14 protein-coding genes are annotated in these 15,855 nt (G+C 70.1%); 4 read left to right on the forward strand and 10 right to left on the reverse strand.

Annotation, left to right across the window (positions count from 1 at the left end):
• The first annotated feature begins 283 nt into the window (after positions 1 to 283).
• Together OHA73_RS17510 and OHA73_RS17515 are read left to right on the forward strand one after the other, a co-directional pair.
• A complete protein-coding gene (locus OHA73_RS17510; protein ID WP_267070320.1) occupies positions 284 to 2,254 on the forward strand; it encodes a glycosyltransferase family 2 protein in 1,971 nt (656 codons plus the stop codon).
• Entirely contained in the window at positions 2,251 to 4,188 is a 1,938-nt protein-coding gene (locus OHA73_RS17515; protein ID WP_327655491.1) for a kelch motif-containing protein, read from the forward strand. Before OHA73_RS17510 ends, OHA73_RS17515 begins: the two co-directional genes overlap by 4 nt.
• Positions 4,189 to 4,276: 88 nt before the next feature.
• On the opposite strand, the gene OHA73_RS17520 is transcribed toward OHA73_RS17515, so the two are convergent.
• On the reverse strand, positions 4,277 to 5,278 hold the full coding sequence (locus tag OHA73_RS17520) for a glycoside hydrolase family 6 protein (RefSeq protein ID WP_266710691.1): 1,002 nt from the start codon (positions 5,276 to 5,278) through the stop codon (positions 4,277 to 4,279).
• 160 nt (positions 5,279 to 5,438) lie between these two features.
• Here OHA73_RS17520 and OHA73_RS17525 point away from each other — a divergent pair, with 160 nt between their 5' ends.
• Entirely contained in the window at positions 5,439 to 6,179 is a 741-nt protein-coding gene (locus OHA73_RS17525; RefSeq protein WP_266710693.1) for a GAF and ANTAR domain-containing protein, read from the forward strand.
• A 212-nt stretch (positions 6,180 to 6,391) separates the two neighbouring features.
• Here OHA73_RS17525 and OHA73_RS17530 read toward each other — a convergent pair whose 3' ends face one another.
• Both OHA73_RS17530 and OHA73_RS17535 read right to left on the reverse strand, forming a co-directional pair.
• Positions 6,392 to 7,063, reverse strand: a complete 672-nt coding sequence (locus tag OHA73_RS17530) for a class F sortase (RefSeq protein WP_266710695.1) — start codon at positions 7,061 to 7,063, stop codon at positions 6,392 to 6,394.
• Between the two features lie 7 nt (positions 7,064 to 7,070).
• The gene (locus tag OHA73_RS17535; protein WP_266710696.1) at positions 7,071 to 7,658 is read right to left on the reverse strand and encodes a hypothetical protein; all 588 of its coding nucleotides are present in this window, start codon (positions 7,656 to 7,658) and stop codon (positions 7,071 to 7,073) included.
• Between the two features lie 312 nt (positions 7,659 to 7,970).
• Here OHA73_RS17535 and OHA73_RS17540 point away from each other — a divergent pair, with 312 nt between their 5' ends.
• Positions 7,971 to 8,750 carry an HAD-IIA family hydrolase gene (locus OHA73_RS17540; RefSeq protein ID WP_266710698.1) on the forward strand — a complete coding sequence of 260 codons (780 nt, stop codon included), beginning with the start codon at positions 7,971 to 7,973 and terminating at the stop codon, positions 8,748 to 8,750.
• Positions 8,751 to 8,788: 38 nt separating this feature from the next.
• Here the strand turns inward: OHA73_RS17540 and OHA73_RS17545 are convergent, their stop codons facing one another.
• The 7 genes from OHA73_RS17545 to OHA73_RS17575 form a co-directional block, all read right to left on the reverse strand.
• Positions 8,789 to 9,850, reverse strand: a complete 1,062-nt coding sequence (locus OHA73_RS17545) for a 2-aminoethylphosphonate ABC transporter substrate-binding protein (RefSeq protein ID WP_266710700.1) — start codon at positions 9,848 to 9,850, stop codon at positions 8,789 to 8,791.
• A 62-nt stretch (positions 9,851 to 9,912) separates the two neighbouring features.
• Positions 9,913 to 10,710 (reverse strand): ABC transporter permease, encoded by a 798-nt coding sequence (locus OHA73_RS17550; RefSeq protein ID WP_327655492.1) that lies wholly within the window; start codon positions 10,708 to 10,710, stop codon positions 9,913 to 9,915.
• Entirely contained in the window at positions 10,697 to 11,569 is an 873-nt protein-coding gene (locus tag OHA73_RS17555) for a 2-aminoethylphosphonate ABC transporter permease subunit (protein WP_327655493.1), read from the reverse strand. Before OHA73_RS17555 ends, OHA73_RS17550 begins: the two co-directional genes overlap by 14 nt.
• On the reverse strand, positions 11,562 to 12,629 hold the full coding sequence (locus OHA73_RS17560) for an ABC transporter ATP-binding protein (protein WP_327658478.1): 1,068 nt from the start codon (positions 12,627 to 12,629) through the stop codon (positions 11,562 to 11,564). The genes OHA73_RS17555 and OHA73_RS17560 overlap by 8 nt, the downstream gene beginning before the upstream one ends.
• A 141-nt stretch (positions 12,630 to 12,770) precedes the next feature.
• Entirely contained in the window at positions 12,771 to 13,553 is a 783-nt protein-coding gene (locus tag OHA73_RS17565; protein WP_267070311.1) for a GntR family transcriptional regulator, read from the reverse strand.
• A 133-nt stretch (positions 13,554 to 13,686) separates the two neighbouring features.
• The gene (locus OHA73_RS17570) at positions 13,687 to 14,382 is read right to left on the reverse strand and encodes a hypothetical protein (RefSeq protein WP_266710708.1); all 696 of its coding nucleotides are present in this window, start codon (positions 14,380 to 14,382) and stop codon (positions 13,687 to 13,689) included.
• A 292-nt stretch (positions 14,383 to 14,674) separates the two neighbouring features.
• The gene (locus tag OHA73_RS17575; protein WP_327655494.1) at positions 14,675 to 15,799 is read right to left on the reverse strand and encodes an ROK family transcriptional regulator; all 1,125 of its coding nucleotides are present in this window, start codon (positions 15,797 to 15,799) and stop codon (positions 14,675 to 14,677) included.
• Between the last annotated feature and the right edge of the window lie 56 nt (positions 15,800 to 15,855).

Here is a 15,855-nt window from a genome sequence, read left to right on the forward strand (position 1 = left end):
TCTGTCATGGAGCCATTGGCTCCCAAGAGGCTTACGGTACAAGGCACTTGAAATGGGCACCGTGTCACACCGGGCCCGAGCCGGTTGCCGAGCGCGCGGGGAGGGGGCCCCGCTCATGAACCGATGTCGAGGGGGGCATCATGCAACCGGAAGGCCGTCGTTCCAGTCTTAGATAGGGGTGGGACGGTGGCCCGCCAGTGATACGTCCGGGGGCACGGTCAGGGGGCCCGTTCCCGGGCGCAGGACCGACGAACACGCGGTGACGCGTGCGGGGGGATGACTCATGACGTCGACGCCGACGGGCGCCCGGCCGGAATTCGACCCGTCCGAGACGACCCAGCTGCGAGTGCCACCGCACCGCACTGGCGGTTTCCGGCGCATCAGAAAATCGTTGCCGCGCTACGACTACGAGCACTACAGCCGGCTCGCCGGGCCACTGACCCAGCCCGATCCGAACCAGCCGTACAAGGTGCGCTACCGCTCACTGCTCTCACAGGAACCGCACAGGATCCGGGCCGCGCTGATGCTGGGCGCGGCCCCGCTGCTCTCCCTGGTCCTGCTGTTCTGGCTGATGCAGCCCACGCACTGGACCGAACGGGACTACCCCGCCTACGACTTCCTGCCCGCACTCGACATCGTGATGCTGGTGTCCATCGGGCTCATCGAGTTCTTCCGCTGCATGAACGTGCTGTCGAACGCACACGCGACACTGGTCGCCCGCGACCCGATCCCGGTCGTGCCGGAGACCGGCACGCGCGTCGCGTTCCTCACCTCGTTCGTGCCCGGCAAGGAGCCGCTCGAGATGGTGACGAAGACCCTGGAGGCGGCAGTGAAGCTGCGCCACCGGGGCCTGCTGCACGTCTGGCTGCTCGACGAGGGCGACGACCCGGAGGTCAAGGAGGTCTGCGAGCGGCTCGGCGTGCACCACTTCTCCCGCAAGGGCGTCGCGAAGTGGAACCAGCCGAAGGGCCCGCACCGCGCCAAGACCAAGCACGGCAACTACAACGCCTGGCTGGACGCGCACGGCTCGGACTACGACTTCTTCGCCTCCGTCGACACCGACCACGTGCCGATGCCCAACTACCTGGAGCGGATGCTCGGCTTCTTCCGCGACCCCGACGTGGGCTTCGTGATCGGCCCTCAGGTCTACGGCAACTACGACAACTTCATCACCAAGGCCGCCGAGTCGCAGCAGTTCCTCTTCCACGCGCTGATCCAGCGTGCGGGCAACCGCTACGGCTCGCCCATGTTCGTCGGCACGTCCAACGCCGTACGCATCAGCGCGCTCAAGCAGATCGGCGGCCTGTACGACTCCATCACGGAGGACATGGCGACCGGCTTCGAGATCCACCGGCACCGCAACCCCTCCACCGGCAAGAAGTGGCGCTCCGTGTACACGCCGGACGTGCTCGCGGTCGGCGAGGGCCCCAGCGCCTGGACGGACTTCTTCACCCAGCAGATGCGCTGGTCGCGCGGTACCTACGAGACGATCCTCAAGCAGTACTGGAAGGGCTTCTTCACGCTCCCGCCGAGCAAGCTCTTCAACTACACGATGATGATCATCTTCTACCCGATGGCGGCCATGAACTGGATCCTGGCGGCGCTGAGTTGTGCGCTGTTCCTGGGTCTCGGCGCCTCGGGTGTGAACATCGACCCGACGATCTGGCTGATGCTGTACGGCAACGCGTCGGCGCTGCAGATCGGCCTGTACATCTGGAACCGCCGGCACAACGTCTCGCCGCACGAGCCGGAGGGCTCCGGCGGTGTGGCCGGCATGGTGATGTCCGCGCTGTCGGCGCCGCTGTACGCGAAGGCGCTCTTCGACGCCGTGCTGCGCCGCAAGAGCAAGTTCGTGGTGACCCCCAAGGGCGATTCGGCAAGCCCCGACCGCTGGTTCGGGACCTTCCGCTACCACTGGTACTTCATCCTCATCTTCGGCGGCTCGATCGGCGCGGGCTTCTACTTCGGCCACTCCCACCCGGCGATGATCACGTGGGCCTGCTTCGCCCTGCTGATCACCGCGGCCCCGATGTTCGCGTGGCGCTACATGCTCCGCCAGGACAAGAAGAAGCCGAAGCCTCCCGCGCAGGCCCCGCAGCCGGAGCGTCCCGAGCAGCCGGCTCCCGCGCCGCGGGCGCACACCGCGCCCCAGCACAAGCCGAGTTGGGCCGCGCAGCCGAGCGGCAGGAGCGACGTGGTCAACTGGGGCAAGGACCAGACCGCGCAGATTTCCCTGGGGGGACATAACAAGTGAAAGACGGTGCGAGCCGCCGCCGTGCCCGGCGCATAGTCATCGGCACGGTGGTGGTCCTGGCGCTGGCCGGGATGAACGGACCCTGGCTGTACCGCTTCGGATCGGCCAAGTATCACGAGTACAAGATCAACAAACCGGAGTACAAGGCCGAGAACGGGCACTGGGACGTCATCGATTTCCCCCAGAACATGCGCCTGAACACGATTCACGCGGCGCTGTTGCGCACCGGGAAGATCCTGCTCGTCGCCGGGTCGGGGAACAACCAGAAGAACTTCGACGCGAAGAAGTTCGACACCCGGCTCTACGACCCGGTGAAGAAGTCCATCAAGAAGATTCCCACGCCGACGGACCTGTTCTGCACGGGACATACGCAGCTGGCGAACGGGAATCTGCTGATCGCGGGCGGCACCAAGCGCTACGAGAAGCTGAAGGGTGACGTCACCAAGGCCGGCGGCCTGATGATCGTGCACAACGAGGACCCGGACGCGCCCAAGACCATCAAGGCGGGCACGGTCTTCACCGGCAAGGAGAACGGCAAGTCGTTCGTCGCCAAGGACAACATCACGGTCGAGCGCGCCAAGAAGGTCTTCGACAAGGCGACCGGCCGGTTCCTGCGCAATGAGCCGGGCCTCGGCCGGGTGTACGTGGAGGCGCAGCGCAGCGGCGCCAGGTACGAGACCGGCACCCAGGACAACTACCGGGTGCAGGGGCTGACCGGCCAGGAAGCGCGCAATGTGTACGGCATCGCGCAGAAGCTCGCCCTGGACAAGAAGGACTTCCAGGGGATCAGGGACAGTTACGAGTTCGACCCGGTCGCCGAGAAGTACATCAAGGTCGACCCGATGAACGAGGCGCGCTGGTATCCGACGCTGACCACGCTCTCCGACGGCAAGGTCCTCTCCGTGTCCGGGCTCGACGAGATCGGGCAGCTGGTACCGGGCAAGAACGAGGTGTACGACCCGAAGACGAAGAAGTGGACGTACCTGAAGGACGTCCGCCAGTTCCCGACCTATCCGGCGCTGTTCCAGATGGAGAACGGGAAGATCTTCTACTCGGGCGCGAATGCCGGTTACGGCCCCGACAACGTCGGCCGCAAGCCCGGCGTTTGGGACCTGACGACCAATAAGTTCCAGAAGATTCCCGGGCTTTCGGACCCCGACCGTCTGGAGACGGCCAATACCGTCGAACTGCCGCCCGCGCAGGACCAGAAGTACATGGTGATCGGCGGCGGTGGCGTCGGCGAGTCCAAACTGTCCAGCAAAAAGACCCGGCTCGTCGATCTGAAGGACCCGAGCCCGAAGTTCGTGGACGGTCCGACGCTGGAGAAGGGCACGCGTTATCCGCAGGCCTCGATCCTGCCCGACGACTCGGTCCTCGTCTCGGGCGGCTCGGAGGACTACCGCGGGCGCGGCGACACCAACATCCTCCAGGCCCGGCTGTACGACACGAAGAAGAACACGTTCAAGCAGGTCGCCGACCCGCACGTGGGCCGCAACTACCACTCGGGCTCGCTGCTCCTGCCCGACGGGCGCGTGCTGTTCTTCGGCTCGGACTCGCTCTACGCCGACAAGGCCAACACCAAGCCCGGCACGTTCGAGCAGCGCATCGAGATGTACACGCCGCCGTATCTGTACCGGGACTCGCGGCCGACCCTGGAGGGCGGCGAGAAGACGATCCGGCGCGGCGGTTCGGCGACGTACAAGACAGAGCACGCCTCGTCCATCAAGACGGCCCGGCTGATCCGGCCCAGCGCCTCGACGCATGTGACGGACGTGGACCAGACGTCCATCGCGCTCGATCTGAAGAAGTCGGCCGACTCGGTTTCGGTGACGGTGCCGAAGAGTCGGTCGCTGGTGGAGTCGGGCTGGTACATGCTGTTCGTCACGGATGACGAGGGGACGCCGAGCAAGGCGCAGTGGGTTCACGTGCCCTAGCCGGTTGGCGTGGGGCGGAGGTCCGAGGTCGTCGTCGCACACGACTCGGGGCTCCGCCCCGGACCCCGCTGCTCAATCGCCGCAGGGGCTACCCATCCGCCAGCTTCTCGGCGTATTCACCCCACCATTCGCCCGCCTTCGGGCCGCCCTTGCAGGTGCCGTCGGATTCGCCCGGGCGTTTGACCCACAGGTAGGCCTTCACCTGGGGGTCGCCGGTCTTGGTGGTCGGTTCCTCACCGAGGGCGCGGCCCGGCGGGTTGCACCAGCGCTCGTCCGCGGCGCCGCCCGTGTACGGCCCGTTGCCGTTGCGGCTGGTGTCGACCACGAACGGCTTGTTCCCGACCTTCGCCGAGAGCTCCTTGCCGTACTTGACCGACTCCGCGGTGGTGTAGAAGTTCGACACGTTGACCGAGAAGCCGTCGGCCTGGTCGATGCCCGACCACTTCAGCGGCTCGTAGATCTGGTCGGGCTTGCCCCAGCCCGCGTTGCCCGCGTCGAGGTAGACCTTCGTGTCCTTCAGGGACTTGAACTTCGCGATGGCGCCCTTGAGCAGGTCGTAGCGCTCCTCGTGGAACTGCTCCGGCGTGCAGTTGTCCACCATGTGCTGCACCGCGTCGGGCTCCAGGATCACCGTCGCGGGGCGGTCCTCGATGCCCGCGGCGACCTGGTCGATGAACTCCCGGTACGCGTTGCCGTCCGCCGCGCCGCCGCCCGAGTACTGGCCGCAGTCGCGGTGCGGGATGTTGTAGACGACCAGCAGCGCGTCCCGGTTCGCCTTCTGGGCGGCCTCGGTGTAACCGCGCGCCTGCTCCGTCGCGTTCTCCGGCAACAGCCATTCCCCGCTGGGCTGTTCGGCGATCTTGCGGACCTTCGCGGCCGCGTCGTCCTTGCCGTCCTTCGCGAGAGTCGCGACGGCCTTCGCCGCCTTGCTGTCGGGGTTGACCCAGAACGGGTCGGCGCCCTTGGGCTGCTGCTTCACAGGCCCCGTCGACTCGTCCCCCTCGTTGTTGTCCCCGCCGCCGGATGAACAGGCCGACACGAGCAGCACCGCCCCCACGGCGACCGCTCCAGCCCTCAGTTTCCGGTACATCCACTCCCCCTTGGGTGCACTGTCTGGCTCTCAATCCTGGCATACGCCCCTGTCGTGCCACGAGCGCGTACGCCGCTTGTCAAGGACCTGTTACAGCGTGCGCGGCCCGGGTAGGCGCGACCAGGAACACTCCGATACGCGGGGTGAAAGGGGGCGTGACTTGTCCAGTGAGACGAGTGAACTGCGCCTGGCAGTTGCCCTTCTGGAGTACGCGGAGATCTTCCGTGACGCCTTTGACCCGCCGCGCTATCTGCGCCGCCTGACCGACCACTGCGTGGATCTGCTCGGCGCCCTGGGCGCGGGTGTGCTCCTCGCCCGACCGTACTGCCCCACCCCGGCAAGCCACCGGCGTGAACGGCGTGACGTCGTGCGGGAGTTGGTGGCCCCGGACAGCCCTGTGAGCCCGGCGCACGACACCCTGCGCACCGGCCGGGCGGTGGCCCCCGTGAACCTGGGCTCCGTGAAGAGCGCGGCGCGCTGGCCCGCGTTCACGGCGATCGCCCGCCGTCGCGGCATCGCCTGCGCCTACGCGGTTCCGCTGCGCGGGGCCGCAGACCTGAAGGGGGCGCTCGCCGTCTTCCAGACGGAAGAGTCGGCGAGCCAGGGCGAGTTCGCGATCGCCCAGGTGCTCGCCGACGCGGCCACCACCGGGCTGCACAACCACCGCGTGCACGCCCGCGACCAGGATCTGACCGAGCAGTTGGGCGTGGCGCTCGGCAGCCGGGTGCGGATCGAGCAGGCGAAGGGCATGCTCGCCGAGCGCTGGGAGACCGCGCCGGACGCCGCGTTCACGGCACTGCGACGGTACGCGCGCTCGAACCGGCTGCCGCTCGACCAGGTCGCGTGCTCGGTGATCAGCCGCACCCTGCCCGACGACCGGGTGCGGCCCGACTCGTCGTGAACCCTCGACCACACTCTGTGCCGATCCGCCCAACCGTTCTAAAGTCGTGATGAGTGGCCCCAGTCCTCGGCCGGTTCGATCCGACGGACCATCACAGCCTCCCGTGCAGAGGCCGGGCCCTCCCGCAGCCCGCCGCCCGCGCGGTCGAGGACCAGTCCGGCCGGCGGCTCCAGGGGGAGTGGGCTGCCGGCCGGACCAGGTGGCTCGCGCACTCAACTCGCCTTCTGGGGCGCACTGTTCAGGCCCGACAGATACGCGGACACGATGACGTTCGCGGAGTACGTACCCGAGGCCTTGTCGAAGCTGCCGCCGCAGGTGATCAGGCGGAGCTCCGCTCGCTCGGAGCGGTGCGGCCCGTACGCCTTGGCCGGGTCGAAGTTCTCGCGGGAGAACACCCGGACGTCGTCGACGGTGAACTCGGCGACGGAGCCGTCGGACCGCGTCACACGCACCGTGTCGCCGGGCTCGGCCTCGCTGAGGTGGTAGAAGACGGCGGGCCTGCGCTCGGTGTCGACGTGCCCGACGAACAGGGAGGTGCCGCGCTCCCCCGGCCGCACCCCGTCGCTGTACCAGCCGACGACACCGGCCCGCGCGTACGGCGGCGGGTCGATGGCGCCGCCCGCGTCCAGGCCGCGGGCCACGACAGGTGCCTGGATGCGCAGCGCCGCGATGTCGACGCGCCGCGGGTCCGCTCCCTCGACCGGCTCGTGGGCGGCCGGCAGACGGACGTCCGAGGGACGGCCGACGGCGGCCGCGTCCCCGGTCGTCGGCGACGACAGGTTCAGATCGGTGGCGCCGTGGCCCCACAGCCACAGGCCGAGCAGCAGCACGACCCAGGCGACCCCCGTGAGGAGCCGCCCGGCCCCCTGCGACCGGTCACTCATGGCAGGGTCAGCGCCTCGTCGACGGACCGGGCGCCCTGCGGCGGCGCGCGCTGCGGACGGCCACGGCGACGGCGGCGATCGCGGCGAGCCCCAGGCCGATGAGGGCGTGCCGGGTGCCGGGGCCCTCGCTGGGGGCGGCCGACGGGGCCCGGTGGACGGCGAGCGCCTGCCGCTCGGCGGTGCCGCCGCCGCCCGCGTGCACGGGGGCGGTCGGGGACGGGCTGGGCGTCGCGCCGGCGGCGGATCCGTCGAGGACCCGGAGGGTGCCGGTGACCTTGCCGTCGACCCCGTCGCAGGTCACCGAGACCGGGTAGGCGTCGGGCGCGGCGGAGGACTTCACGCGTGCCTCCGCGAACAGGGTGGGGTCGTCGGCGGAGGGCGCGAGCCGGGCCGGGGACACGAAGGCCGCGGAACTGGCGCTGCCCGTGGCGCCGTCGCAGCCGGTCACCCGCAGGTCGACCTCGGTGCCCGCGGGCGCGGCCCGCGGGGTGACGGTGATCGCCGCGCCGCCGTCGGCCGCCTGGGCCGCGGTGGCCGGTGCGGTCACCAGGACGGCCGCCCCCGCGACACCGACAGCAAGCAGTCCTGTACGCATCGTGAACCTCCTCTAGGCAGGGTCACGCTTCGGGCCGCGTTCCGCATCCCGAGAGGCTTCCGTGGCACGTCACGCCTGTAGGGCCTGTCTTCAAACTCCCGTCGTCGCCCGGAGGGCGGCCCGGCGGCGTCTGGTGCGTGCGATCGCAAGGCGCCGGAGAGTCCTAGTAGCGGAGCTACTCGGGCTTTTCGGCAACGCAGCGAGCGTGCGTGCCAGGCGTCGCCGGGCAGACGGGAGTTTGAAGACAGGCCCTAGGGACGGGTGAATACGATGGTGGCAGTCAGTCGATCCTGAGCCGAGGAGTCCGCACACATGGCAGAGCCCAAGCCCATCCAATCGTGGCTGACCGACATGGACGGGGTCCTCATGCACGAGGGGGTGCCGATCCCGGGCGCGGACGCGTTCATCAAGAAGCTGCGGGACTCCGGCAAGCCGTTCCTCGTGCTGACGAACAATTCCATGTACACGGCCCGTGACCTGCACGCCCGTCTGAACCGGATCGGCCTGGAGGTCCCGGTCGAGAACATCTGGACCTCCGCCCTCGCGACCGCCCGGTTCGTCGACAGCCAGCGGCCGAACGGCACGGCGTACGTGATCGGCGAGGCCGGTCTGACGACGGCGCTGCACGAGGAGGGCTACATCCTCAGCGACTCGGACCCCGACTTCGTGATCCTCGGCGAGACCCGTACGTACTCGTTCGAGGCGCTCACCAAGGCGATCCGGCTGATCAACGGCGGGGCCCGGTTCATCGCCACCAACCCCGACAACACCGGCCCCTCCACGGAGGGCGTGCTGCCCGCGACGGGCTCGGTGGCGGCGCTGATCACCAAGGCGACCGGCAAGGACCCGTACTTCGTCGGGAAGCCGAATCCGCTGATGATGCGGACCGGGCTCAACGCCATCGGGGCGCACTCCGAGTCCAGCGCCATGATCGGCGACCGGATGGACACGGACGTGCTCGCGGGCCTTGAGGCCGGGATGACGACGTATCTCGTCCTCACCGGGCTCACCAGCACCTCGGACATCGACCGCTTCCCGTTCCGGCCGACCAAGGTGGTCGACTCGATCGCGGACCTCGTCGACCTGGTCTGATCCACCGGATTCCGTACGGCGGCCGGGCCGGCTGCGGGTCAGCTGCCGGTCGCCGTCTTCCAGTCGTCCACGTACGTCTGGAGATTCTTGGCGACGTCGTTCCAGTCCGGCTCGAAGATCTGCACGCCGTCCATGATCTTGGCGAGTTCGACGGCGTTGTCGTCGGTGGCCTTCACATCGGCGCGCGGCGAGAAGCCGCCGCCGATGGAGCTGACCTCCTTCTGCTGCTTAGCGGCGAGCATGAAGTCCAGGAGCTTCTTGCCGTTGGCGGTGTGCGGCGCGTTCTTCACGAGGCCGCCCGCGTACGGCAGGGCGAAGGAGGTCGGCTTGCCGCCGGCCTTCTTCGGGAACCAGATGCCGAGGTTCGGCATGTCCTTGGACTGGGCGTAGTTCATCTGTACGTCCCCGTTGGCGACGAGGAGTTCGCCCTTGTCGACCTTCGGCGCCAGCTTGCCGGTGGAGGCGGACGGGCCGACGTTGTTGGCCTGGAGCTTCTTCAGGTAGGCCATGGCCTGCGCCTTGCCGCCGAAGTCGTGCATGGCCTTGACCAGCAGGGCGGTGCCGTCGCCCGCGATGCCGGGCGTCGAGTACTGGAGCTTGTTCTTGTACTTCGCGTCGAGGAGCTGCTCCCACGTGGTGGGCGGGGTCTTCAGCTCCTTCTTGTTGTGCACGAAGCCGAAGTAGTTGTTCACGACGGACGTCCAGGTGCCGTTCGCCGCCTTGTCGGCGCCGTCGACCTGATCCGAGCCGTTGGGCGTGTACTTCGCCAAGAGGCCCTTGCTGTCTGCCTGTTGAATGAACGGCGGCAGCGTGACGAGGACGTCGGCCTGGGTGTTGACCTTCTCGCGGACGGCGCGCTGCACCATCTCGCCGGAGCCGCCCTCCACGTAATTGACCTTGATACCGGTCTTCTTGGTGAAGTCCTTGAAGACCTTGTCGTACCAGCCGTCGCCGTTCTCGCCCTTGAGGCCGTCGGCGCTGTAGACGGTGACGACCTTGCCGTCGGAGGCGGCGGAGCTGCCGCCGCAGCCGGTCAGGGTCGCGGCGAGGGCGAGACAGCCGGTGGTGGCGGCGACGGTGGTGAGCGTGTTCTTGCGCATGGCGTGGTGAACTCCTGTGCTGGGTAAGGGCTTTGGGTGTCCAGCGGTACTTCAGCGTTGCTTCAGCGGTACGAGGCCTTGGTGCGGATCCGCGAGACGGCCAGCAGGACGAGCAGGGTGGCGGCCATCAGGACCACCGCGATCGCGGAGCCGGTGAAGAGGGAGCCGCGGTCGGTGGTCGCGTAGATCTGCACCGGGAGCGGCATCCAGTCCGGCGGGTAGAGCATCATCGTGGCGCTCAACTCGCCCATGGACAGGGCGAAGCAGAGGCCCGCGGCGGCGTTCAGGGAAGGCAGGAGCAGCGGCAGCTTCACCTTCCACAGGACGTACGCGGGGCGGGCGCCGAGGGAGGCCGCGGCCTGTTCGTAGACCGGGTCGAGGCGCTGGAGGGCGGCCGAGACGGACTGGTAGGCGAACGCCGTGACGAGGATCGTGTGGGCGATGATCACGATCCAGCGGGTGCCATTGAGCAGCATCGGCGGCCGGCTGAACGCCACGAGGACGGCGAGGCCGACGACCACGGACGGCACGGCGACCGGCAGCATGAACAGGGCGTCCATCACGCGGCGCCCGCGCTTCTTCAGTGCGGCGGCGGCGAGCGCGGCCCACCCGCCGACGACCAGCGCGAGGACGCTCGCGGTGACGGCCGTGACCAGGCTGGTGGTCAGGGCGGTGAGGGAATCGCCGCTGGTGGCGGCCTCGTAGTGGCCGCCGGTGAAGCCGGAGGGCAGGGCGCCGGACCAGTTCGTGGCGAAGGACGCGGCGAGGACGACGAGGAGCGGAAGGGCGAAGAGGGGAAGGAAGAGGACGAAGAAGAGGGCCCAGGACGCCCACTTGCCGGTCTTGCTATGTACGAGCACGACGGCTCACCACCCGGTACAGGCCGTAAATGCTCACGGACACAAGGACGTTGACGACCGCGACGACGCACGCGCCCGGATAGTCGGACTCGAGGATCGCCTTGCTGTAGACGAGGGTCGGCAGCGTCGTGACGCCCTTGGCGCCGGTGAAGAGGACGATCCCGAACTCGTTGAGGCACAGGACGAGGACGAGGCTGCCGCCGGCCGCGAGCGCGGGCAGCGCCTCCGGCAGGATCACCTGCCGCACGATCCGGGCGGGCCGCGCCCCGAGCGACGCGGCGACCTCCAGCTGCGCCGTGTCGACCCCCGAGAACGCGGCGAGCAGCGGGCGCATCACGAACGGCGTGAAGTAGGTGATCTCGGCGAGCAGCACGCCCCACGGCGTGGCCAGGAACTGGAAGGGGCCGGTGGTGGCGCCCGTGGCGTCCGTCCACAGCCCGTTGGCCATGCCCACCTGCCCGTACACGAAGAGCAGCGCGAGCGTGATCAGGAAGGACGGGAAGGACAGGAACACGTCGATGAAGCGGGCGACGGCCTTCGCGCCGGGGAACGGCACGAACGCGACGATCAGCGCGAGCGCGAAGCCGAGGACGAGGCAGCCGGCCGTGGACCCGACGGCGAGCCACACCGTCGTGCCGAGCGCCTCGCGGAACGCGGAGGACGCGAAGACGTCGGCGTACGGCGTGAGGGAGGTGCCGCCGGTGTCGGGGGTGAGCGACTGCTGGACGACGAGGAAGAGCGGGTAGAGGAAGACGACGGCGAGGGCGGCGACGGGCGGCAGGGCCAACACCCAACCGGCGCTCATCTTCCGGGACTTGGTGGCGCCCTCACGAGGAGCGGCGAGCGTGGCGCTAGCCATCCTTGCCCACCTCCGCGGCGAGCAATATGCCGTCCTCCGGGGCGAAGTGCACGGTGACCTGCTCCCCCAGCGCCGGTGGCTCGCGCAGTTCGCGCAGGTCGGCCTTGACGCGGTGGCCGTCGACGTCGACGTAGAGGCGGTGTGTCGAGCCGCGCCACTGGACCTCGGAGACCTTTCCCGTAAGGGAGTTGGGGCCTTCGCCGAGGCCGACGAGGTGGGGGCGGACGCAGAGGGTGGCGGTGGAGCCGGGCGCCACGTCGCTCTGCGTCGGGACCTTCAGTTCGGTCGGGCCGAAGGAGACGGTTCCCGTGCCGACCTGTACGGGGAGCAGGTTGGCGTTGCCGACGAAGGACGCCGTGAACTCGGTGCGCGGGCGCCGGTACAGGTCCTGCGGCGTGCCGACGTCCTGGAGGCGGGCCTTGTCCATGACGGCGATGCGGTCGGCGAGGGTGAGTGCCTCGACCTGGTCGTGGGTGACGTACAGGATCGAGACGTCGGGCAACTCGCGGTGCAACCGGGCCAGTTCCGCGAGCATTCCGGAGCGGAGCGTCGCGTCGAGCGCGGAGAGCGGCTCGTCGAGCAGCAGCACACCGGGCTGGACGGCGAGGGCGCGCGCGATGGCGACGCGCTGCTGCTGGCCACCGGAGAGTTCGCGCGGGTAGCGCTTGGCGTAGGCGGCCATGCCGGTCAGTTCGAGGGCTTCGGCGACGCGGGCCGGGATCTCGCCCTTCGGCACCTTCTGCGCCCGCATCCCGAACGCGACGTTGTCCTCGACGCGCAGGTGCGGGAAGAGCGCGTACTGCTGCACGACCATGCCGATGCCGCGCCGGTGCGGCGGCAGGTCGGTGACGTCGCGCCCGCCGAGGAACACCCTCCCGGACGCGGGCCGCACGAACCCGGCGACGGCGCGCAGCGCGGTGGTCTTCCCCGAGCCCGAGGGGCCGAGGAGGGCCATCACCTCGCCGGGCTCGACGGTCAGGTCGAGGGAGTCGAGAACGGTGGTGCCGCCGTACGCGACCGACACCCGGTCGAACCGGATGCCGCTCAGCTTCTGGTCGATGTCTCTCACGGCGGCCACGCTCGTGGCGGCGGGTGTCCCGCACGGAGCGGCGCGGCAACGGGACGGTGAACGGGCACCCAAGGTTGGACCAGACCCGTTATTCGTTTGTTATTTGGGTGGAGTGCGGAAGGTCAACTCGCTCTAGGAGGAGGCGGGTTGCCACCCTTCCGCTCCCAAACGGGCGGTGAACGAGAAGCGGTCCCCGCGGTAAAGCGTCCGCACCCGCTCCGTGGCGCGGCGCCCGGTGTCGTACGAGATCCGGTGGATGAGCAGCATCGGGAGCGCGGGCGGTGTGCCGATGAGCAGGGCCTCGCGCGGGGTCGCGAGCACCGTCTCGATGCGCTCGTCGGCCGAGCCGAACTCGATGCCGAGGCGGTCGTGGACGTAGGAGTAGAACGAGGAGTCGGGGTCGAACTCGGCGTCCAGGCGCGGCACGCGGGACACGGGCACGTAGGTCGACTCCAGGCCGACGCGCTCGTCGTCGGCGAGCAGCACGCGCTCCATGTGCCAGACGGGCTCGCCGCGTTCGAGGCCGATCTCGGCGGCGAGCGCGGGCGGACACGGGAAGCGTTCGAGGCCGATGAGGGTGCGCCCCGGGCGCCGGCCCTGCCTGCGTACGCCCTCCGTATACGAAGCGAGGGAGAGCGGCTGCGCCAGCTTCGGGCCCGCGACGACGGTGCCCCTGCCGTGCCGCCGCAGCCGCCCTTCGAGCAGCAGCTCGCGCAGCGCCTGCCGCACGGTCTCGCGCGCGACCTCGTAGCGCAGGGCGAGTTCGCGCTCGGCGGGGAGGGTCTCGCCTTCGGTCAACTCGTCGACGAGCGCGGCGATTTGGGCCTTCACGGCGTAGTACTTCGGGATGCGCCCGTGCTCGGGGATGCCGTCGCGCACGGGGGCGCCGGGGGCCTGATCGTTCGGGTAGTCCACGCGGGGATGGTCGCAGATGGGGGTGAACGCGTGTCCTACGCCTCTCCTGTACCCCGTGGGGCCGGAGGGCCTTGGGCCCGGCCGCCGCGCTTGTTCGGCTGGGGCGGCGGCCGGGCCGGTGGCGGGCCGGGGCTCAGCGTCCGCCGACGCGGAGCCGCCGGGCTCCCACCACGAGGGTCGTGCCGGCGAGGAGGAGGGTGCCGGCCGCGACCCCCAGTCCGAGCAGGGCGCGCGGGCCCGTCCGGGCGAGTTCGTCCGCGAGGGTCGGGCCCGCGGCCTCTTCGATGGTGAACGGGTAGTCGTCGGACTCGCCCACCCAGTCGCCGTCGTCGTCCTTGCGCCGGACGAGCGCGGCGGTGGCGACGACCCGGTCGGGCCGGGTGTCGTCGGCGAACGCGAGGCGGACGTCGACGGAGACCGTGTCGCCCGCGCCGACCGAGAACCCGGGGAAGCCGTCGAAGACGCCGATGTTCTCGTCCCGGCCGGTCCGCTCGACGGTCACGGGACGCCAGCGGCCCGCGTCGCGGAACTCCAGCGTGATGCGCTTCGGCGTCAGTTTCCGGGCCTCGTCGACCAGGACGAGGACGGGGTGGAGGTCGGCGCAGCGGGTGGCGGTGGTGTTGGTCAGGTCGAGCGAGAAGTGCCGGGGGGCGTCGCCGGGGTGGTAGGTGGCGGGGCCCTCGTCGATGCGGGTGTCGATGGGGAAGTCGCCGCGCTTGTCGGCGGCGCAGGCCCTGGTGCCGGTGTCGGCGACCGCCTCGTGGGTGGGGCCGAGGGCGGTGAGGGCGATGGCCGTGGCGGCGAGGGCGAGCGGGCGGCGCAGTCGCATGAAGGCCCTTCACTGGTCGCGGAGTTGACGACAGTCGTGGGCCAGAACCTTGCCAGTGCCGTCCGGCGGGGTTCGGGTATGTGGGTTGCGGCGCGCGGGGGAATCCCCCGATCGGCCCAGCCGGACGACGCTTGGGCAGCACCGGCGTTACGGACGCGGGGCTCCGCCCCGGGCCCCGCGCCTCAATCGCCGGCGGGGCTTGAATGATCCGCTCCCGCCTTGGGCGGCAGGGTGGGCAAGGTGGCACCCCGGTGCCGCGCAACATGGACGCGGGCGCCAACCACGGCCCGAGTCAGAGGCGGTCGTGGCCGAAGAGAGGGGCCAGGATCATGTGGGCCGCGCCCTCGACCGCCTGGGTGTCGCCGCCGGGTGCCGCCCGCACGGGTATCGCGGGGCCACCGCCCTCCCGGCGGGCACGGGCCGCGACGACCTGTTCCACCCCGCGTACGAATCGCTTCTCGTGCGCCGCCACCGTCCGCCCACCAAGCAGCACCGCATCGATGTCGAGCAGGCTCACCAGGTTCGCCGCACCCTCGCCCAGCACCCGCGCGGCCTCGTCCAGACCCCCGTCCGTGCCGGAGGCAACCGCCGCGAGGGAGAGCGCCTCGATGCAGCCCCGGTTGCCGCAGCTGCACCGCGGACCGTCCAGCTGGATCACCTGGTGGCCGAATTCGCCCGCACCGGTGCGGGCGCCGCGATAGAGCGAGCCGTCGAGGACGAGCCCGGCACCCAGTCCCGTACCGAGGTGGAGGTAGGCGAAGGAGCGTTCCCCCTCTCCCTCCAGGGCCAGCCCGAGCGCCGCCGCGTTCGTGTCCTTGTCCACGACGACGGGCAGGCCGAGCCGCTCGGCGAGCGCCTCGCGCAGCGGGAAGCCGTCCCACTGCGGGAACCCGGTGACCCGGTGCAGCACCCCGTCGGCGTGGTCCAGCGGCCCCGGCACGGCGACGCCGACGCCGAGGACCGTCTGGCTCCCGTCCGCGTCGAGCAGCGCGTCGACCTCACAGGCCGCGGCCGCGAGCACCGCGTCGGAGCCCGCGCCGAGGTCGAGCGGGGCACGCCGCGCCGCGACGACCGCGCCGGACAGATCGGTCAGCACGGTGCGCAGCTCGTCGCGGTCCAGGTGCAGGCCGACCGCGTGCGCGGCGCCCGCGAGCAGCCGGAGGACGGTGCGCGGCTTGCCCCCGGTGGAGGCCCGGCGGCCGGCCTCGACGGCGAGACCGTCCCCCCTGAGCCGCGCCGTGATCTTGCTGACGGCCTGCGGGGTGAGCCCCGTGCGCTCGGCGAGCTCCAGGCGGCTTATCCCGGCCTCCCCCGCCGTACGCAGCAGATCGAGCACGAGCGCCGCGTTGTGCCCGCGCAGGGCGCTCAGATTCGCGCCCACCGTCGCCGCCATGGTCCTCCTCACGTGCCTGTTCATCACGTCCATTGTCCCCCGCGCTTGCACTTTGGCAACACCGTTGCTTAAGTGGAAGG

Source organism: Streptomyces sp. NBC_00483 (assembly GCF_036013745.1).
Taxonomy (GTDB): Bacteria; Actinomycetota; Actinomycetes; order Streptomycetales; family Streptomycetaceae; genus Streptomyces.